The organism is Streptomyces sp. NPDC001890 (assembly GCF_042891445.1).
Lineage (GTDB): Bacteria > Actinomycetota > Actinomycetes > Streptomycetales > Streptomycetaceae > Streptomyces.
In genome coordinates, this window is sequence record NZ_JBIATE010000049.1 from 1 (window position 1) to 19150 (window position 19150).

At 69.3% G+C, this 19150-nt stretch carries 19 protein-coding genes and 1 pseudogene; 11 read left to right on the forward strand and 9 right to left on the reverse strand.

The window, feature by feature from the left end; genetic code table 11:
* Window positions 1–205 precede the first annotated feature (205 nt).
* Complete coding sequence (locus ACFYY1_RS41450; protein ID WP_388595130.1) at window positions 206–961, forward strand: hypothetical protein; 756 nt, start codon at window positions 206–208, stop codon at window positions 959–961.
* 112 nt (window positions 962–1073) lie between these two features.
* Here the strand turns inward: ACFYY1_RS41450 and ACFYY1_RS41455 are convergent.
* Window positions 1074–1229: pseudogene (locus ACFYY1_RS41455) on the reverse strand (Tn3 family transposase); the annotation flags it as partial.
* A gap of 104 nt (window positions 1230–1333) precedes the next feature.
* Here ACFYY1_RS41455 and ACFYY1_RS41460 point away from each other — a divergent pair.
* The 3 genes from ACFYY1_RS41460 to ACFYY1_RS41470 all read left to right on the forward strand — a co-directional run bounded on the left by ACFYY1_RS41460 (window position 1334) and on the right by ACFYY1_RS41470 (window position 4032).
* Window positions 1334–2059, forward strand: a complete 726-nt coding sequence (locus ACFYY1_RS41460; RefSeq protein ID WP_388595132.1) for a TetR/AcrR family transcriptional regulator — start codon at window positions 1334–1336, stop codon at window positions 2057–2059.
* Window positions 2056–2967, forward strand: coding sequence for an SDR family oxidoreductase (locus tag ACFYY1_RS41465; RefSeq protein ID WP_388595134.1), 912 nt, complete (start codon window positions 2056–2058; stop codon window positions 2965–2967). The genes ACFYY1_RS41460 and ACFYY1_RS41465 overlap by 4 nt, the downstream gene beginning before the upstream one ends.
* Window positions 2968–3051: 84 nt before the next feature.
* Window positions 3052–4032, forward strand: coding sequence for a threonine/serine dehydratase (locus ACFYY1_RS41470; RefSeq protein ID WP_388595136.1), 981 nt, complete (start codon window positions 3052–3054; stop codon window positions 4030–4032).
* Between the two features lie 134 nt (window positions 4033–4166).
* On the opposite strand, the gene ACFYY1_RS41475 is transcribed toward ACFYY1_RS41470, so the two are convergent.
* Window positions 4167–4595 carry a DUF6083 domain-containing protein gene (locus ACFYY1_RS41475; protein WP_388595138.1) on the reverse strand — a complete coding sequence of 143 codons (429 nt, stop codon included), beginning with the start codon at window positions 4593–4595 and terminating at the stop codon, window positions 4167–4169.
* 134 nt (window positions 4596–4729) lie between these two features.
* Window positions 4730–5506 (reverse strand): SMI1/KNR4 family protein, encoded by a 777-nt coding sequence (locus ACFYY1_RS41480; RefSeq protein WP_388595140.1) that lies wholly within the window; start codon window positions 5504–5506, stop codon window positions 4730–4732.
* A 230-nt stretch (window positions 5507–5736) separates the two neighbouring features.
* On the opposite strand from ACFYY1_RS41480, the gene ACFYY1_RS41485 reads away from it, so the two are divergent.
* Entirely contained in the window at window positions 5737–6267 is a 531-nt protein-coding gene (locus ACFYY1_RS41485; protein ID WP_388595141.1) for a GrpB family protein, read from the forward strand.
* Between the two features lie 214 nt (window positions 6268–6481).
* On the opposite strand, the gene ACFYY1_RS41490 is transcribed toward ACFYY1_RS41485, so the two are convergent.
* Together ACFYY1_RS41490 and ACFYY1_RS41495 are read right to left on the reverse strand one after the other, a co-directional pair.
* Window positions 6482–6787 carry a hypothetical protein gene (locus ACFYY1_RS41490; RefSeq protein WP_388595143.1) on the reverse strand — a complete coding sequence of 102 codons (306 nt, stop codon included), beginning with the start codon at window positions 6785–6787 and terminating at the stop codon, window positions 6482–6484.
* A gap of 59 nt (window positions 6788–6846) precedes the next feature.
* Window positions 6847–7521: a DUF5701 family protein gene (locus tag ACFYY1_RS41495; protein ID WP_388595145.1), complete on the reverse strand. Its 675-nt coding sequence runs from the start codon at window positions 7519–7521 to the stop codon at window positions 6847–6849.
* A 190-nt stretch (window positions 7522–7711) separates the two neighbouring features.
* Here ACFYY1_RS41495 and ACFYY1_RS41500 point away from each other — a divergent pair, with 190 nt between their 5' ends.
* The 4 genes from ACFYY1_RS41500 (at window position 7712) to ACFYY1_RS41515 (ending at window position 12717) form a co-directional block, all read left to right on the forward strand.
* On the forward strand, window positions 7712–8833 hold the full coding sequence (locus tag ACFYY1_RS41500) for a hypothetical protein (RefSeq protein WP_388595146.1): 1122 nt from the start codon (window positions 7712–7714) through the stop codon (window positions 8831–8833).
* 16 nt (window positions 8834–8849) lie between these two features.
* Window positions 8850–9962, forward strand: coding sequence for a phosphotransferase family protein (locus ACFYY1_RS41505; RefSeq protein ID WP_388595148.1), 1113 nt, complete (start codon window positions 8850–8852; stop codon window positions 9960–9962).
* 297 nt (window positions 9963–10259) lie between these two features.
* Window positions 10260–10928 (forward strand): macro domain-containing protein, encoded by a 669-nt coding sequence (locus tag ACFYY1_RS41510; protein WP_388595150.1) that lies wholly within the window; start codon window positions 10260–10262, stop codon window positions 10926–10928.
* A 124-nt stretch (window positions 10929–11052) separates the two neighbouring features.
* Window positions 11053–12717, forward strand: a complete 1665-nt coding sequence (locus ACFYY1_RS41515; protein ID WP_388595151.1) for an ADP-ribosyltransferase domain-containing protein — start codon at window positions 11053–11055, stop codon at window positions 12715–12717.
* Between the two features lie 412 nt (window positions 12718–13129).
* Here ACFYY1_RS41515 and ACFYY1_RS41520 read toward each other — a convergent pair whose 3' ends face one another.
* On the reverse strand, window positions 13130–13849 hold the full coding sequence (locus tag ACFYY1_RS41520) for a response regulator (RefSeq protein ID WP_388595152.1): 720 nt from the start codon (window positions 13847–13849) through the stop codon (window positions 13130–13132).
* Window positions 13846–15054 (reverse strand): sensor histidine kinase, encoded by a 1209-nt coding sequence (locus ACFYY1_RS41525; protein ID WP_388595153.1) that lies wholly within the window; start codon window positions 15052–15054, stop codon window positions 13846–13848. The genes ACFYY1_RS41520 and ACFYY1_RS41525 overlap by 4 nt, the downstream gene beginning before the upstream one ends.
* Before the next feature lie 178 nt (window positions 15055–15232).
* On the opposite strand from ACFYY1_RS41525, the gene ACFYY1_RS41530 reads away from it, so the two are divergent.
* Both ACFYY1_RS41530 and ACFYY1_RS41535 read left to right on the forward strand, forming a co-directional pair.
* Window positions 15233–16153, forward strand: a complete 921-nt coding sequence (locus ACFYY1_RS41530) for an ABC transporter ATP-binding protein (RefSeq protein ID WP_388595155.1) — start codon at window positions 15233–15235, stop codon at window positions 16151–16153.
* Window positions 16150–16923: an ABC transporter permease subunit gene (locus ACFYY1_RS41535; RefSeq protein ID WP_388595156.1), complete on the forward strand. Its 774-nt coding sequence runs from the start codon at window positions 16150–16152 to the stop codon at window positions 16921–16923. Before ACFYY1_RS41530 ends, ACFYY1_RS41535 begins: the two co-directional genes overlap by 4 nt.
* A gap of 17 nt (window positions 16924–16940) precedes the next feature.
* Here ACFYY1_RS41535 and ACFYY1_RS41540 read toward each other — a convergent pair whose 3' ends face one another.
* On the reverse strand, window positions 16941–17639 hold the full coding sequence (locus ACFYY1_RS41540) for a response regulator (protein WP_388595157.1): 699 nt from the start codon (window positions 17637–17639) through the stop codon (window positions 16941–16943).
* Window positions 17636–18952, reverse strand: a complete 1317-nt coding sequence (locus tag ACFYY1_RS41545) for a sensor histidine kinase (protein ID WP_388595168.1) — start codon at window positions 18950–18952, stop codon at window positions 17636–17638. The genes ACFYY1_RS41540 and ACFYY1_RS41545 overlap by 4 nt, the downstream gene beginning before the upstream one ends.
* Window positions 18953–19150: the final 198 nt, after the last annotated feature.

Consider the following 19150-nt stretch of genomic DNA (forward strand, 5'->3'; position numbering starts at 1 on the left):
CATCTCGAAGCGTGGAGAACGGCCGCCTCCGCTGTCCCGGAAAGAACCGCAGGTCAGCAGGTCGGGTGACCTGCGACGTTAAACGTCAAGCTCAGAAGATGTCGCGCTATCGATCACGGTGAGTACGGGTTCAAGTCCGGGGACTCGATTGGGCAATTCTCGGCCGTGTCAGGGCATGAAATCAGGGCCTGCGGAGTCTGCTTGGATGTCGGAGATGACGACGATTTTCCCGGTTTCCCATACAGACGACGCCGATTCCGACCGTCTGACCGCCCTGCTGGACCGTGCCTCCACCGGTCGGGACGATCGGGCCTGGAGCGATCTGTGGACAGAGCTCTACCACAACGGGTCCCTTGAGGTATCCCATCCGCTGGTACTGCCCGCGCTGATGGACATGGCCGAGGGTGACCATGCCGACACGGCGGCTGCGGCCCTCCACCTGTCCGGCGCCCTCCTTGTTCAGGCCGACCAGCGATACGAGACCCGGAAACTACGGAAACAGCACGCGCCCGAAGTCGGGCGCCTGCTGGCCGCTTCGAACCGGTGGCGGCAGGCCACCGCCGACCGGAACGACTATTGCCATCTGCTGGAGGCGGTCCTGAACCTGGAGGGCGACATCCACTGGGCAGAGGACCTGATCTGGGGCATCGTCAGCGAGGAGTACGAACTCGACTGCCCTGATCCAGACTGCTGCGCGGCAGTATGGGTGATCATTGGCGAGCAGGGCTTCTTCAGTGCGTCGGAGGACCACGCCCTCTCCGACGAGGCCGAAACCCTTCCTCTCCAACCGGCCACTCCCCGCGCCCTCGACGGCCTTGGCCGCCGCCTCTACGAATCGGCCCTGTCCGACGGCCACAATGATGTGGCGCACGCCCTGACCTATGCATTCGGTGAGGCAACCTGCCCCCAGTGCGAAAGGCGCTTCTCCATCGTCGGACAGCTCGTTGCTCGTGCGAGCTGACAAGCCGTTGCCCTTCCGGTCACGCAGTCGTTCTTGATCGGACTGGTTCCTGGACCGGGTGAGTCGGTAGCCGTGCGGGCATGAAGGAAAGACCTCTCGGTAACTCGCGGTTGCCACCCTTGCCGTGGTGCACGTTTTGGGCGAGTTCGTGGCGGGTCTCCTGGCCGGTGAGCCGGCGGGCCATCTGCCGACGGTAGGTGTCGTCGACCGGGTCGACCGCGTGCAGCAGGTGCTCGGGCTCGGCGATCCGCCCGCACTCGGCGAACGCCTGCGCCACGCCCCCGCTGGGTCCGGTGTTCGCCGGTCCGGTGTGCGCTGCGTACGGCCGGGTCGATCAGGCCATGCATCCGCTCGCCCTGGTCGACCCGATGGATGCCCTGGTCGTTCATCGACACTCGTTCGGGCTTGCGGCAGCGATTGCGGGTGCGGGCGGCGGGTGATTTAATAAATGAACAGTCATTTATTTATTTGGAGGCGTTAGTGGCAGGGCGTCCCCGAGGGGTCGAAGATTCGGTGATCTTGCGTGCGGCGGCCGATGTGATGGGCCGAGTAGGCCCCGCAGGTCTGACCCTGGCGGCTGTAGCCGGCGAGGTGGGGCTCGTGGCCGGCACGCTCGTGCAACGCTTCGGCTCAAAGCACGGCCTGCTGGTGGCATTGGCCGAGCAGTCCGTACGAGACGCAGACGCACGGTACGAGCGGGTGCGGACGGAGCAGGCTTCCGCCCTGGCGGCGTTGATGACGCTGGCTGCGGAGTCGACGGCTCCTATGACTACACCGAAGACGTTCGCCAACCACCTGGCTTTCCTGTGCATGGACCTGACCGATCCGCAGCTGCACGAGCACGCCCTGGCCGTCCACCAGGCCCAGGGAAGGGCGATCGAGGCACTGCTGACCGCTGCCGTGTCCTCGGGGGAACTCCGGGCCGGAACAGATACGGCAGCCCTGACCGGTTCCGTCCAGGCGATCATCGCCGGCGCGGGCCTGACCTGGGCGCTGGACCGTCAGGGCACGCTGCCGCAGCGACTCCGGCAAGAAATCAGCACCCTTGTGTCGGCTCATGTCCCGTCCAGTGACAACCCCGACTTGGAGGAATCATGAAAAGTTCCGAACAGCCGCTGGCCGGGAAGGTTGCCTTGGTCGCGGGAGGCACCCGGGGCGGAGGGCGCGGAATCGCCGTTGAACTCGGGGCGGCGGGCGCCATCGTGTACGTCACCGGCCGCAGCAGCAGGGCCGGACGCTCGGACCTTGAACGTCCGGAGACCATCGAGGAGACCGCCGAGCAGATCACGGCCGCCGGCGGCACCGGAATTGCCGTACGCACCGACCACAGTCGCCCAGAGGATGTCCGCGCCCTGGTCGACCGGATCGCGGCACAGCAGAACGGCCGACTCGACATCCTGGTGAACTCCGTGTGGGGCGGCGACCCGCTGACCGACTGGGAGCACCCCTTGTGGGAGCAGGACCTGGACACCGGGCTGCGTCTGCTCCGGCGGGCGGTGGAGACCCATGTGATCACCAGCCGGTTCGCGCTCCCGCTGATGGTGGCCCGTAGGAGCGGTCTGGTGGTGGAGGTCACCGATGGCAACACCGCGCGGTACCGGGGCTCGTTCTTCTACGATCTCGCGAAGTCTGCCGTGATCCGCCTCGCCGTGGCTCAGGCTGCGGAGCTGGAGCGGCATGGCGTCGCGGCGGTGGCCATCACTCCCGGCTTCCTGCGCTCGGAGGCCATGCTGGAGGGCTTCGGTGTCACCGAGGCCAACTGGCGTGACGGCGCGGCCAAGGACCCCGATTTCGCCCACTCCGAAACCCCCACCTACCTGGGACGGGCCGTCGCCGCCCTGGCCGCGGACCCGGGCATCATGGCCAAGACCGGGCAGGCCCTGGCCACCTGGAGCCTGTACAAGGAGTACGGGTTCACCGATGCGGACGGCAGCCAACCGGACTGGCCTGCTCATTGGGCCGACGCCCTGGAAGCGAAACTTGGGCCGCTCGGGGACCCGTTGTAATTCCCGCGGTGCTGGGGCAGGGGGCCGGAATTGCCCCCTTGTTCTATGGGATTTGAACTACTGCTCGCGCTAAGCTGCCGCGTCGTGCAGAAGACGCGCCTCGACACAGCTCGGATCCGGGCGGCTCGCCGGATGATTGACCCGGTTTTCCTCAACACTCCGCTGTACCGCTGCGAGGCGCTGGAGCCCGGCCTCGGGTGCGCGGTGAGTATCAAGCTCGAAACGGCGAACCCGGTCCGCAGCTTCAAGGCCCGCGGCACCGAGCTCGTCGCGAGCCAGCTGGCCGAAAACGGCTCGCGAGACGTGGTATGCGCCAGCGCGGGCAATCTCGGCCAGGCTCTCGCATGGTCCGGCCGCGGCCGAGGGCTTGCAGTAACTGTCGTGGCATCCCGTTTCGCGACTCGGGCCAAGCTAGACCGCATCCGCGCGTTGGGCGCCAGGCTGGAGCTGGTGGACGGCGACCACGAGATGGCGCGCGAGCGGGCGGCAGCCATCGCGCGCTGCGACGGCATCCGGCTGGTCGAAGACAGCCTGGACATCGAGACCTGCGAGGGCGCGGCGACCATCGGCCTGGAACTGGCGGACACCGGGCCGTCGTTCGACGCCGTCCTGATTGCTCTCGGCGGCGGTGCACTGGCCACCGGTGTGGGTCATGTGGTGAAGGCCATGGCGCCCGAGGTCGAGGTCATCTGCGTCCAGCCGCTGGGCGCACCGGCGATGACACACTCGTGGCGCGGACGGCGTGTCGTCACCACCGACTCGACCAACACGATCGCTGACGGCGTCGCCGGCCGACGCCCCATCCCCGCCGTCCTGGACGACCTCCTCCTGGTCGCTGACGATGCCCTCCTGGTCCAGGAGGCGTCGATCATCACCGGTATGCGGATGCTCCTCGACCACGCCGGCCTCGTCGTCGAACCGTCGGCCGCGCTCGGCATCGCAGCGATCCTCGAAAACCGCGACCGCTTCGCCGGCCGGCACCTGGTCACCATCGTGTGCGGCAGCAACGTCGACGTAGACGCCTATCACCGTTGGGTCGGTGCGGCTCCCATCCACAGGTCTTGACAATTACTCGCTGCTTACCAGCTCGCCCCCCGTTCTGTGAGTGGGCCAGTACCTGTGAAGAGGGGTTCGGATCCCACCCGGTCCAGGTCGTGCACGAGTGGGACACCGCCGTTGACGCCACCGGCCGGCTGGGGTCAGCCGGTGTCAGGAAGGCCCCAGCCTTCGGGAAGATTGAACAGACGTTGCGCCCGTCGTTCGTTCTCCTGCCGGAGCGCGGTGGTCCAAGGCCAGGAGTCTTCGGGCTGGAGACAGGGGCAGACCGCGCGGTGCGCGATTCTGCACCAGGTACCAGGGAGAGGTTCGGCATCCCACAAGTTCATGGCGGTTCCGCCGGGGGTGATGATCCAGCGCCGGCGCGGGGGAACCGTGTGGGCGGGGACGATGACGCGAGGTTCGAGGAGAACCCAGTGGCCGTCGTAGTGGGTGGGATAGCGCTCCTGCGGGAGGTCGCAGAACGGGCAGTCGGGTGGGGCGGGCGGTCGTGGAGCCGTAGCACCTTCCTGGAGGGCGTGGATCGCGTTGTCGGTACTGTCCGGACCTGATGTGCTTTCGGTATCCCCCATGGTTCTCAGGGTCCGGACGGGCCGTCAGTGGGGGTAGGGCGCGATCCAGCCAGTGCCCACTGGGCCATGTGGGTTGTGGCAGCAGGTCGTCGACTGTGCTGAGCCCGCCGGGTTCCAGTTGTTCGAAAGGTGGTTCAGGCGTTGGTACATTCCTGGGCGGCAGTCGACGTACCCGGGGCGGGCGGCGGTCCGCTGCAGGGATCGAGCCAGGTGTCGGTATCGGTCGCCTCGAAGGTCAAACGGGGATCGCTGCCGAGGTGCTCGGCAGCGATCGGCTGCTGGCCGCGTCCGTCTCGACGCGGGTCGGACGGGCCCGGGAACTCGTGTCGTGGAGCAGCCAGGCAGCCTCCGCACCGGCTCCGGTGCCGGTGCGGGGGCCGGTGCGGGGCCGGTGCGGTGCGGAGGCCGAGCTCGACCATCCGGCTGTGCAGTTTCGAGGCTGCGATGGTGGCGGGCTGGAAGAACTCCTCGGCGTCCAGGCCGGTCGGCTCCTGCGTCCAACCGTCGGCGAAGCACAGATCGACGCACCCGTACCGTTCGGCGTCCAGGACCAGCAGGAAGAGGTTCCCTCCCGCGTCGAAGCAGAAGGGCAGCACGTCGACGCACCCGTCATGGCGCAGGTCCATGTCGTCGATCAGTGTCTCCATGGGCAGCGTGCCGCGGGCGATCGCGTTGAAGCCGTGAACCCCCAGCGATTTCGGGGCCCCTGCGGGAAACCACCCGCCGTTGCTCACCCGGTAGTGCTGTCGGAACGATCGCGGAAGGGGCCGGCCCACGAACCGCTCGAAGGCGTCGAGTTCGTCATCCGTTACAGGGTGCTCCCCCTGTTCCAGTTGCATGACTCCGTTCTGCAACTGGCCCCGGATCCGGTCGCAGCGGCTCGTCCCCAAGGCGTGCGGGGTCTCCTTCATGGGCGGGATGACGGCCGCGCTCCTCACTGCCCACCGGCACGGCGGTTGCCCTCTGAGCCCTGGCGCGCCGCAAGTTCATCTGCCCTCGTACCGAAGGAAAGCACCGGACCGCCCGCCGCCGACAGACGTGACAACGCCCACCAGCTATCGACTCGGTACGCGATGGCCCGGGCCGTCAGAAGGATTTCGAGGGATGCCGACGATACTGCGAGACTACTGAAATGACTGGCATGATCGTGGTCGGCGACTATGACCCCCGATGGCCCGGGCGGTTTGAGGACCTGCGGCAGCGGCTCGCACCTCACGTCGCGGACCTGGCTGTATCCATCGAGCATGTCGGAAGCACAGCGGTGCCCGGATGTGCCGCCAAGCCGATCATCGACCTCGACATCGTGGTGGCCGAGGACGCCGTCGTGCCTGCGCTGATCTCCCGGCTCGCCGAGCGGGGCTACCGGCACGAAGGCGCTCTGGGGATTCCGGGGCGGGAGGCATTTCAAGCCCCTGCTGCGGCTCCCGAGCATCACCTGTACAGCGTGGTCGCAGGATCCAGACCCCACCTTGATCACGTCTTGCTCCGTGACTACCTACGTCAGCGGCCCGACGAAGTCCGGCGCTACAGCGCGTTGAAGGCGGCCCTCGCCCAGCGGTTCCGTGCCGACAGCCAGGGCAGACGCGACTACTCAAGGGCGAAGAGCGCTCTGGTGGAGGAACTGGTCGCGAAGTCCTACGCCGCTCGGGCAGCCCGGAGAGCCGTGACGTGACGGTGGCCGCCCGGGTTGGTGATGTCGCGACGCATTCCCGAGCCCGTGCGGCCTTGTCTCATCCGGCTTTCTGCGGCCTTGCGCGTGCCCATCTCAGCTTTTTGACCGAGGAATTGGCCGACCCCTGGCTGGGGCTGTGTGAGTCCGAGTTGCGTGAGCGTGCGCGTGGGCGTCGTGGCGGAGAGCGCAAGCGGGCCGCCGGAGCCGGGCCGGATCACAGGCTGGTCTTCACCGACAGGGTCCTGGTAACGGACGCACTGCTCGCGCCTGCGGCCCCCGTCCCGTACCGGGCGCCTCCCACCGCGGCGGCCCCCGCCTGCGCACCCTGTCCGATGCCTTCGCCCACGCCCACGCCGAGGCCGAGGCCGAGGGTGTCGAGCTGCGCATCCTTGCCGAGCAACGGTGTCTGCATCTGCAGGTCAAGGCGAAGCGAAACCCACGCCGTCATCGCCGGACCGCTCTCCGACCGCGCGGCCCGCAGGCCCATCCGGCGGCACACGAGCACCGAACTCGTGCTCATCCGGAAGGCCGACTGCTGATCACCCGCCAGCCGACCCGCCCGGTCAGCACGCCCTGACCTCAATCGCGTACCGGGTCGTAAGTCCTGCGGCTCGTAGCGGAGGCAAAGCCCAGCCAGGTGTGGCGGTTGTTCCACCAGCACCAGCCGACCTTCGGGGCATTGCGTCGCTCGCGGCCGTCTCGCCCTGTGCCGTTGCTGATCCAGATCGCCGGGGTGCGGGCGTCCAGGGTGCCGTTGGCCTTGCGCAGCCGAGAGCCGATGGTCATGAAGCAGCGGTTGCGCTCAAGGACCGCCGGCTGCTGGAGCACCCAATGGATGCCTTCGGTGAGCAGCAGCGGGGTGCGGTCCGCCTTGGTGAGAGCGGGCAGTGCCTCGTCGGGGCTCCAATCGGCCATGTGGTCGCCGCGGTCGAGACCGGCGATGAGGTAGAGAGGGGCGTCGGGCGGTTCGACGGTGCAGGGGGCGAACCGGTCGACGTCGAGCATGTCGGTGACGACGAAGCCGGGCTTGCTGTCACGGCGGAGCAGTGGTGCCAGAGCAGACGCGGGGGCGCGGTCCGGATGGACGGCGAGGAGGGCGTCGCCGTCTCCGCGGCCGGCGATCCGAGCGAAGGCGCGCAGGTCGTCGGCGGGCAGCTGCGCGAGCTCGTGCACCCCGAGCTCGATCAGGCGTTCCGCCTGGGTGGCAAGCGACGGGAGCGGGGATGCGGTGACGGTGGACGAGGTCTCGGGCAAGGTACTCCCTCAGTTCACGGTTCGGTGCAGTGGGCTTGAGGTCAGAACGAGGCGGCCCCCCGGAATGTTCCCCGCGTGGCGGTGCTGCGGCAGACGAAGCCACCATGACGCATTCCCCTGGCCATACCCCTTGACCTGACGTATCGTCAGCTCTCGTGCAAGCCCCCGATGAGCCCCGCCGGAGGCCCTCGTGCCCGAACGCCCCGTAGCCCTCGACGAATACCCCGTGCACCAAGTACCGCTCTCCATGCGGCACATCGCCACCAGCGACCGCAACGCCTACGACCGCTGCATCTTCCACGTCTTCGACCACGCCGGTCGCGCCCTGCTCGTCCTGGGCCTGGGCGTCTACCCCAACACCGGCGTGATCGACGCCTTCGCCACGCTTCGTCTGGGCGACGAGCTCCTCGCCGTCCGCGCCTCCGACGCCCTCACCGAGGACCGGATGCGGATGGAGGTCGGCCCGCTCCGCATCACCGTCGACGAGCCGCTGAAGCGCTTCACGCTGCACTGCGCCGCCGACCCGGCCGACCCCGAAGGCCTGTCGTACGATCTCAGCTGGCAGGGGGCCTTCGAGCCGCTGTGGGAGCCGCACCACACCATGCACCGCGGGAACCGCCTCACTCTGGAAGGCCGCCGCTTCGTCCAGGCCGGCACGGTGACCGGCGTGATCCGCGCGAAGGGCGAGGAGATCACCGTCACCGCCGACGAGTGGACCGGCACACGTGACCGCAGTTGGGGCGTGCGGCCCATCCCCGGCGAGGACGGCGGGCGCGCGGGGGAGGAGCACGTCCCGGAGGGCTTCCACTGGCTGTGGTGCCCCGTCCGGTTCGACGACCGGTTCCTGATGGTGATCGTCCAGGAGGAGCCCGACGGCTACCGCACGCTCAGCGACGCCGTCGAGATGCGTGACGGCCGCCCCGACGCCCAACTGGGCTGGCCTCAGCCGGACATCACGTACCGCTCCGGTACCCGCCACCCCGAGCGGGCGGTCATTCATCTCGCCGACCGCAATCGCAAGAACATCGAGCTCACCGCGGAGATCCTCATTTCCTCCCCGCTGGCGGTCGGCGCAGGCTACCCACCCGCTGACGACTGGAGCCACGGGACGTGGCACGGCCGCGACTGGGTCGACCGACGCAGCTACGACCTCACCAACCTGTCCGCGCACCCCTTGGCCGTATTCGGCGTGACTGAGCACGCCGCCCGCTTCTCCCTCGACGGCGCCACCGGCTACGGGATCTTCGAGCACGGCACGTTCGGCCGTCACGACCCGAGCGGCTTCACCGGCTACGACTCGGTGGCGCCCTGACGTACGGAGACCTCGTATGGCTGCAAACCCCGAAGCACCCCGGATCCGGCGTACCACTCGTGACCCGGAGGAACTCACCCGCCGGCTCGCAGCCTGGCTGGCCGCCGTCCATCCCGGAGCCCGCCCCACCGCCGTCACCGTGCCGGACTCCAACGGAATGTCGAGCGAGACCCTGCTCTTCGACATCGATCAGGACGAAGCCGCTGCGCCGCTCCCCGTCCGCCGCTGCGTCCTGCGCCTGGCCGCGGACCCGAACGCGTACACCGTCTTCCCCGCCTACGACATGCCCCGCCAGTACAAGGTGATGCGCCTCGTCGCCGCGCACACCGACCTGCCGGTACCCGCCGTGCACTGGCTGGAGACCGACCCCGCCCACCTCGGCGCGGAGTTCTTCGTGATGGAGCGCGTCGAGGGGCGTGTGCCGCCGGACGTCATGCCGTACACCTACGCGGGCAATTGGCTGCACGCCGCCACTGACGCCGAGCGCGAACGGCTCGAACACGCCAGTGTCTCCATCCTGGCGCGACTGCACGACCAGGTGCCGGTGTCGGAGGCGGGATTCCTCGCGGGGCCGGGAGGCGGCAGCCCGTTGCGGCGGCATGTCGAGGACCTGAGGACGTACTACAACTGGGTCGTCGACGGCCGTCCGCGCTCACCCGTCATCGAGGCCGCCTTCGCCCGCCTGGAGGAGCTGTGGCCGGCCGAGGAGGGCGAGACCGTGCTGAGCTGGGGCGACGCGCGGATCGGCAACATCATCTATGACGGCTTCGAGCCCGCCGCCGTCCTCGACTGGGAGATGGCTGCCCTCGGGCCACGGGAGCTGGACCTCGCGTGGGCGATCTACTTGCACCGCTTCTTCCATGACCTCACAGTCACACTGGGCCAGGAGGGACTGCCGGGGTTCTTCCAACGGGCGGCGGTGGAGGCACGGTACGCGAAGCTCACCGGGTACACACCGCGGGACATGGACTTCCACACGCTCTACGCCTGCCTTCGGCACGCGATAGTGATGCTGCAAGTCGGCTACCGGCAGATCCACTTCGGCGAGGTCGCGGCGCCGGCCACCGCCGATGACCTTGTCATGAACCGGGCGGCGCTGGAGGCCATGACGGAGGGCCGCTACTGGTAGCGGCATCAGGCAGTTCCCAGGCGCACTGGATACCCGCTCGGTCGGGGCCCTGGCGCCGGCTCCCGGTCGCCGGTCGCCGGTCGCCGGTCGCCGGTCGCTGCCACGATGGCGTACTACGCGACGGGCCTTCGTCCCTCCGCTCCCTTGTGCCCCTTCTCTCCTTCTCCCCTGCTCCCCTGCTCCCCTGCTCCCCTGCTCCCCTGCTCCCCTGCTCCAACAACTCTGTCGAACGGCACTGTCAGTGGCGCACGGTAGCTTCGGGACTGTTCGGGATCACGGAGCAAGAGGGGTGAATTCGTGGGTGTCAGGCATGCGTTGAGCGTCGTTCTGGTCGACGTCAACGACGAGGTGGTGAGGGCCTGGCGGTCCGCGTTCGCGGACACGCCGGAGGTCGAGATCAGGCGAGGTTCCCTCCTTGACGTGGACGCCGATGCCTGGGTCTCCCCCACCAACGAGCGTGGCCGGATGGACGGTGGGGTCGACGCCGTCGTCAAGCGGTACCTCGGTGCGGGCATCCAGGTCCGGGTGCAGCGGGCGATCCGCGACCGGTTCGGCGGACGGCTGCCGGTGGGCAGCGCGGTGTGCGTCCCGTCCGGGGCGGACATACCCCGGTACCTGATCTCGACGCCCACCATGCGCCAGTCGTCGCAGAACGTCAGTGACACGATGAACGTGGCCCTGGCCTGCGCGGCCGCCTTCCAAGCGGTGCATCTGCAGAACCGGGCGAAGCCGGGCAGCATCCGCTCGGTGGCGCTCGTCGGGATGGGCGCGCAGACCGGTCGGGTGCCCGCCAAGGTGTGCGCCAACCTGATGTGGACGGGCTACGCCCTCTTCCACGACCACGGTTTCGTGGACTACGACGAGTTGCGGGCCGCCGTGCTGGGGCAGCTCGACGACATCGAGGGAGCGGGGTCCGCACGGCGGGTCCGGATCAACGTGCCGCAGCGGCCTTCCTTTCGTCACTGATCCGAAGACCTCGCAGGCCGGTGCCGCCCAGGGCACGGACACCGGCGACGAATCTGCCGCATCTGTTCAGCACGCCGGGGCGCCCTCGGAGGCGCCCGGTTCGACTATCGGGAGTTGCACCCTCGTGAGTGATGCCGACGTGACGGCCGCGGGCGATGCCGGTTCTCCGGCCGGGGATCCGCTGGGACTGGCCGACCTGTTCACCGGTGGCGGCGAGCCGTGGCTGCCGCTGCTCGGACCGGTGATCGAGGCGCAGCCGGGAGCCGCCGACTTCATCGGCCCGAAGCGCAGCCCTGAGGTCGTTCCGGTGCGCGAGCTGACGTTCCAGGCGTTGAAGCCGCATCCGCCGGAGAAGTGGAAAGTGGTCGTCTTCGGACAGAACCCCTATCCGCGGGCGGAGAGCGCGACCGGCATCGCGATGTTCGACAACACCTTCAACGACTGGAAGGACAGTCAGTTCGGCCGGGTCGTCAGCATCCGCTGCCTCATCAAGGCGGCCGCGGTGTGGAAGTACGGCATCGTCAAGAAGACCCCGATCGCCGACGTCCGCGCCCTGCTGAAGAAGGAAGGCACGGTTCAGCCGCCCGAGTGGTTCCAGGCGATGCTCACCCAGGGTGTGCTGCTGCTGAACGCGTCCCTCACCGCGAGCGCGGACGGGGCGATGGCGACCGATCGGCACACGTCGTTCTGGCGCCCCGTGGCCGAGCAGATCATCGAGGAGATCCTCCGGGCGAAACAGGACGCGGTGGAGGAGGACGACCGGGGGGTGGTGTTCGCCTGGTGGGGTGCGCACGCCCGGAGTCTGAAGAGGGTCGTCCAGCGGCTGGAGAAGAAGTACCCGGGAGTGCAGGTCCGTCACCTGGACCACGCCAATCCGGCGGCGCAGGGGGATCTGTTCTGCGAGGGCGATCACTTCTCCCAGGTGAACGACGCCCTGGCGGCGGTGGGGGCCGAGCCGGTCGACTGGCTGCCGCAGAAGGGCTGGGACCAGGCGACGGGCGGGTCCGGCGGGCCGGAGGACGGTGGTGTCGCGCAGCGGATGGGGGCGTTCATCGCGTCCACGATGGAGTTGCACCAGCTGTATCTGGAGCGGCTCACCAGCGTCAAGGACGAGGGCCTCGTCCTGCCGCCCGTCACCGGGGTGTTCGACACACCGCTGATGGATTTCCGGAAGGCCGTCGAGCCGGTCTCACGGGTGCTCGCGCACCTGGATCGGCATATCGATCTGTCGAGCCGTTTCGGAGAGACGAAGGCTGTGGAGGCGGCGTCCGCAGGCACACTGTCCGGGGAGGCCGCGGGCGCCTTGTCGGCCGACGCGATCTCGGCCCTCTACCTGTACACGTGCGAGTCGGGCTTCTATCGCGAAATCAATGCCGTGCTGCGCTCGTCGGACCGCGAGCGCGTGGTGCCGTACCTGCCGTACCTGCGGTTGCTGTTCTCGGCGATAGAGGCGCTGCCGGCGCAGACGCGGCCGCTGTGGCGTGGTGTGGCACTGGATCTGCGGTCCCAGTACCCGCTGGGGCGGACGGTGACGTGGTGGGGCGTGTCGTCGTGCACGTCCGAGCTGGGTGTGGCCCGTGCGTTCCTCGGCGGACGTGGCCGGCGGACGCTTTTCGAGGTGACACCCGCCCGGGCGGTGGGGATCCGGAGGTTCTCCGCGTTCACGGGTGAGGAGGAGTACATCCTCGCGCCGGGGACGCAGCTGAAGGTGACGGAGGTGAAGGCCGAGCGTGGGGGTCTGTGCACCGTACGGCTGACCGAGCTGGAGGGGGCCGGCCTGGTGTCGTGACGTCCCCGGGCCGGGTGTGCTCATGGGCTGCCGACCTGGTTCGACACGGACATGAACCCGGCCGGCGCCGTCTTCCTCGATATCCGGGGGCATCGAGGAAGACGGCGTGCTGCTCAAACGACAGAGGGCTCGGCACACAGGCATGTGGCCCGTACGCGCCACAGGTCTGTGGTCCCGTACGCGGCGGCGTACGGGACCACAGACGGAGTACTGGCCTCCGGGTGTGGCCGCGAAGCCGTTCCCGATGGGCTGTGGGCGTTCCACATCCCTGGAAGGGGAACGCAGCGCCTGACAGCTTGTCAGCACATGTGCGTCATGGGTATCCACCCGCCGAACCCGTCCCTGCCCCGCACGAGTCACGATGCCGTGGCGGCCCGCCCAGTTCGGGGAGAATTGCCCCGGAAGGCAATCCTCAGGACCCGGCCGGGGGCCGTACTGCCGTGACCAGGCCGCTCTCGTACGCGACGATCACCAACTGCGCGCGGTCGCGGCAGTCGAGCTTGGTGAGCAGACGGCCGACGTGGGTCTTCACGGTGGCGATGCCGAGGTACAGCCGTTCGGCGATCTCGGTGTTCGACAGGCCCCGGGCGATGAGGGTGAGGACTTCGCGCTCGCGCCCGGTCACACCGTCCAGGGTGTGCGGCAGTGGTTGCGAGGGCTGGGGGCGACGGGCGAACTCCCCTATCAGACGCCGCGTCACGGCTGGCGCCAGCAGCGCATCGCCTCCGGCGACGACCCGTATCGCCGCGATCAGTTCACCGGGTGGTGTGTCCTTGAGCAGGAACCCGCTCGCGCCGGCCCGCAGCGCGGCATAGACGTACTCGTCCAGGTCGAACATCGTCAGCATCAGCACCTTGACGTTCGCGGTGCCGGGAGAACCGCAGATCTGCCGAGTCGCCTCGATGCCGTCCGTCCCGGGCATCCGTACGTCCATCAGGATCACGTCCGGCGGATCCTGCCGGGCACAGCGCACCGCCTCCGCCCCGTTCGCCGCCTCCGATGTGGCCACCAGGCCGGGTTCGGCATCGACGAGCACGCGGAGGCTGCCGCGCAGCAGGGCCTGGTCGTCGGCGATCAGGACCCGGACCGGATCGCCGGGCGGGACGGCGGGCGGGTGGGCGGGCCGGGTCATGTGCTCTCCTCGTACGGCAGGGACGCGCGCACCGCGAAGCCGCCCTCCGGACGAGGTCCGGTGGTGAGGGTTCCGCCGTACACAGCGACGCGTTCGCGCATGCCGACGATGCCATGGCCGTCGGTGGTCTTCGTCAGCGGCGCCCGGCCTCCGCCGTCGTCGGTGATGTCGATCCGGACGTCGCGGCCGTTCGCTGCGACGTCCACCCGGCAGCGGGAGTCCGGGGCGGCGTGCTTGGCGACGTTGGTGAGCGCCTCCTGGACTATTCGGTAGACAGCCAGAGCGACTCCGTCGGGCAGGTTCTCGACACCGCGCATCGTGAGCTGCGCACCGGCCTGCCCGACGAGTTCGGGCAGCGCGACAGCACCGGGGACCGGGCCGAGAGAGGCCGGCTGCCGCTCGCCCTCGGGGGTGCGCAGCACACCGAGCATCCGGCGCATGTCGTTCAGTGCGGTGCGGCTCGTGCGTTCGATGACCTGCAACGCGTCGTGCGCCTCCTGCGGTCTGACGTGCAGGACATGGTTGGCGACACCGGCCTTGACTGCGATCAGGCCCATGCTGTGGGTGACCACGTCGTGCAGTTCGCGGGCGACCCGCAGACGTTCCTCCGTGACGGCTCGCTGCGCGAGCTGCTCCACCGCCCGGATGGCGGACGCGCGTCTCTGCCGCGCGGCCCGTCCCAACTGCCAGGCGCCGAGCAGCGCGATGGAACCGAGCAGTAGCAGCCCCGGCCCACCGCGCCACCAGTACGCGTCGCCCGCGTGCGTCGCTCCGGCGGCACCGGCCAGGGACAGGGCCGCCAGCACCAGTCCGGGCAGCCACCGCTGCCACCAACGGTGTGACGGCAGCGTGAGGGCGACGGTGTACGTGGCGAACGCCGCCGCGAGGAACGGGTCCCACGTGGCGTCCCGTACTACGGCGACGACGGTCACCGCCAGCACGAAGACGAACACGGGCAACGGCCGGATCCGCCGTACGGCGACGGGCGCGGTGGCCGCCGCGATGAGTACGAGCCGCTCCCACGGCACCACGGCCGGGGAGGGCGCCACGGACGGTGACGCGTCGGCCGTCGGGCCGGTCAGCAGCAGCGCGGCCGCGTAGACGAACACGAACACGCAGTCCAGAGCGATGTGTTGGCGTCGGCTCAGCCGCCGCGCCAGGATCGGATGGTCGTCCGGGTCCACCTCAGCAGTACTTGCTCGCACCTCTCGACCCTATCCAGGCGCAGGGCCCGTGACCTCCGTCCAGCAGTTGAACCTGGCGCTCCTCCCAGGGGTGGAGGCACGCGCTCCCGTGCCGGCCTCCTCCACCCGTGGGTGGAGGACAGGCGGTAGGCCCCGGGCCGGATGTGGCAGGGGCCCCTCGTCCCGGAACATCGCCGGCATGATCGAAGTGACCGACCTGACCAAGCGATACGGGAACACCACGGCGGTGGAAGGGCTCAGCTTCCGGGTACGGCCCGGCCTGGTGACCGGCTTCCTGGGCCCCAACGGCGCCGGAAAGTCCACCACGATGCGCATGATGCTGGGCCTGGACCGGCCGACCGCAGGCGAGGTGCGGATCGACGGCGCACCGTACCGACGACTGCGTGAGCCGCTGCGTACGGTGGGCGCTCTGCTCGACACCGGGGCCGTGCACCCCGGCCGGACCGCACTGAACCATCTGCGGTGCCTGGCCCGGAGCAACCGGATCCCGGCACACCGCGTGCATGAGGTGATCGAGCTGGCCGGGCTGGTGGACGCCGCGCGCCGGCGGATGGGGACGTTCTCGCTGGGTATGGCCCAACGGCTGGGAATCGCCGGGGCATTGCTCGGCGATCCGGGCGTCGTGGTGCTCGACGAGCCGGTCAATGGGCTCGACCCGGAGGGCGTCCTGTGGATCCGGCGCCTCCTGCGGGACCTGGCGGCCGAGGGGCGCACCGTCCTGATCTCCAGTCATCTGATGAGCGAGGCGGCACTCACCGTCGATCACCTGGTCGTGATCGGCCGTGGCCGGCTCCTCGCGGACACCGGCATGACCGAGTTCATCGACAGGCACACGGAAACAGGGGTGCGGGTGCGTACACCGGAACCGCTGCGGCTTCGCGACGTGCTGGCCGGCGCGGGGATCGAGGTCACCGACTGCGCGGACGGGAGCCTGAGTGCGGCCGCGGGGCCGGAGCGGATCGGTGAACTGGTCGCGGCCCACGCGGTGCCGGTGCACGAGGTGACACGGAGTCACGCTTCGCTGGAGGAGGCGTTCATGCGGCTGACCGCCGACGCGGTCGAGTACCGGGCGGGGCAGCCGGGAGGAGCACAGCGATGACCAGCAACTCGCCCCGGGCGGTTCTCGCCGCCGAATGGATCAAGGTGTGGACCGTGCGCTCGACCGGTTTCGCCTTGCTGCTGGCTTTCGTGCTCAGCACCGGCATCGGCACGCTCGTCGCGTCCAGCTGGCGCAACGACATCAAGAGCGTCGTCAACTTCGATCCGCTGGTCGCCGCCCTGTACAGCATGACCCTCGGGCAGCTCGCCCTCGTCGTGTTCGGTGTCCTGCTCGTCGGTGCCGAGTACTCGTCGGGATCGATCCGGACTTCGCTGACCGCGGTGCCGGGACGTGGTCTCTTCTACGGCGGCAAGGTTCTGGCCGGTACTCTGACGGCCCTCACCGCCTCTGCGGCGATCGTCCTCGCCACGTTCGTCGCGACTCAGGCGGCGCTCGGCCCGTACGGAACCGGCCTCACCGCGGACGGAGTGCCGGCCGCGCTCGCCGGGGCCGTCGGCTACCTGACCCTGATCTGCGCCTTCTCCATGGGGATCACGGCCGTCGTGCGCAGTTCGGCGATCTCGATGGGCATCCTGCTCCCGCTGCTGTTCCTCGGCTCCCAGGGGCTCGGCAACATCCCCGCCCTGAAGCCCGTCCTGCGGTACCTGCCCGACCAGGCCGGCCTGGAACTGATGCACATCGCCGGGCCGTCCGGCGACGGACGCTACGGACCCGGTTACGGATCGGGGGCGGCTCTCGCCGTCCTGCTGGCCTGGACGGCCGCCGCCCTGATCGGCGGCTACCTGGTACTGCGCAGACAGGACGCCTGACGGGACACACAGCGGGTCTACGTCTGCTCGGTGGGCTGTCGGGTGGCCTCGCGGGCGCCGACGCTGACCAGTCCTGTCTCGTAGGCGACGATGACTGCCTGGACACGGTCGCGGAGTCCGAGCTTGGCGAGGATACGGGCGACGTGCGTCTTGACGGTCGCCTCGGCGAGGTGGAGACGAGTGGCGAGTTCGGCATTGCTCAGTCCTCGGGCCAGCAGGCCGAAGACCTCCAGTTCGCGCGGGGTGAGTGCGGCAAGGTCGCGGTGGAGGGCGGCGGTTTCACTGCCGCCCTGGGTGAAGCGTTGCACGAGGCGACGGGTGATGGCGGGCGCGAGGAGGGCGTCGCCGGTGCGGACCGTGCGAACAGCCGCGGTCAGTTGCTCGGGGGTGACGTCCTTCAGGAGGAAGCCGCTGGCCCCTGCGGACAACGCCGCGTAAACGTACCGGTCGAGGTCGAAGGTGGTCAGGATGATCACGCGGGGTTCGTCGGGGGCGTCGGTGAGGATGCGGCGGGTGGCTTCCAGGCCGTCCATCTCGGGCATCCGGATGTCCATCAGGACCACGTCGGGACGTGTGCGGCGGACCGCTTCGACCGCTTCGGTTCCGTTGGTCGCCTCTGCGACGACGTCGAAGCCGGCGGCGCCGAGGATCATCCGGAATCCCGTGCGGACCAGGGTCTGGTCGTCAGCGAGAAGCACACGCAGCGGATCGGTCACGGTGTCTCCAAGGGGATCAGGGCCTCCACACGGTAGCCGCCGGTCAGGCGCCGACCGGTGTTCAGGGTTCCGTCGTAGACGGCGAGACGCTCGCGGAGGCCGATCAGGCCCCGGCCGCTGCCGGCGTTCGCACCCTCGCCGGGGTGTCCTCCGGCGTCGGTGACTTCCACCCGGAGCTGTTGCAGGCCGTATTCGACGGTGACGGCGGCGGTGGCGCCGGACGCGTGCTTCACGGTGTTGGTCAGGGCTTCCTGGACCACGCGGTAGGCGGCGAGTTCGAGGCCGGGCGGGAGGGGACGGGGCGAACCGGTCACGGTCAGGTCGACGGCCAGGCCGGTGTCCCGGACCCGTCCGACCAGCCTCTCCAGCTGATCCAGGCCTGGCTGCGGGGTCAGCTCCGCCGCCGTGCCCGCCAGGTCCGCACCTGCGTCCGGCTCCTCGTCCCCGTCCTCGTCGGCCATGGTGAGCAGTCCCATGACGTGACGCAGCTCCGTCATGGCCGCCCGACCACCCGCTTCGACGGCGAGCAGCGCCTCGGCTGCCTGCCCGGGTGAGGTCTTCATGACCGTTCGGGCGGCGCCCGCCTGGATGACCATCACGCTGACGTTGTGCGTGACGACGTCGTGCAGTTCGCGGGCGATCCTGGCCCGCTCGTGCTCGACGGCCCGGCGCAACGCCTCGGCCTGTTCGCGTTCCAGGGCGGAGAGCCGGCTGCGGCCCTCGTCGGTTCGGAGTTTCCAGGTACGCAGGCCGACGGCGGCGACGGCCATCGGGGCCAGGATCAGCAGGGCGATGTACTCGTTGGGGATGACCGGTGTCACCGAGTCCCCCGCGGTGCCGACCAGGACGACCGACACCGGCAGCGCCCCCAGGGTCGCCACCCGGTACGGGCTGTACACGGCGGCGCTGTAGACGGCGATGACGAACGCGTAGAAGGTCAGCCGCAGGACGCTTTGCGGTGTCGCCAGTGTCGCGGCGGTCACGATGCACAACACGGCGAGCGGGTAGCGGCGGCGCAGTGCCACGGCGCCCGAGGCGATACTCGCGAGGGTCACCATGAAGACCATGCCGCCGGGGCCGGACGGACGTGGCACTACGTGCTCCACGCCGGGCGCGACCTCGCGCACCACGATGTTGCCGACGTTGTCGATGCCGTAGTAGACGGTGGCGATTCCGAGTGCCAGTGCCACCAGCACGTCGAACTGCCAGGCGCGCCGGGTGGGGTGCAGCGGTGGACCGCTCGGAAGCCTGGCGTCGCGGAGCGTGCGGCGGGCGAGATCCCGCAACTGCTCCACCCCGGTGCGTACGTTCATCACCGGTTCATTGTCGCCGCGGCGCGGACCTGCGGGGTCCGTCTTGGTGGTCATTGCCACCGCTCCGGATACATCACCTGCCTACATCGCAGGGATGACGTCTCTGCGGGCTCATCCCGACGTGGTACCGCAATGGGTTCGGGCGGGCGACGCGTGCGGGCCCGGCTCGCTCCTAGCGTTCACGCAGCCAACTGCCCG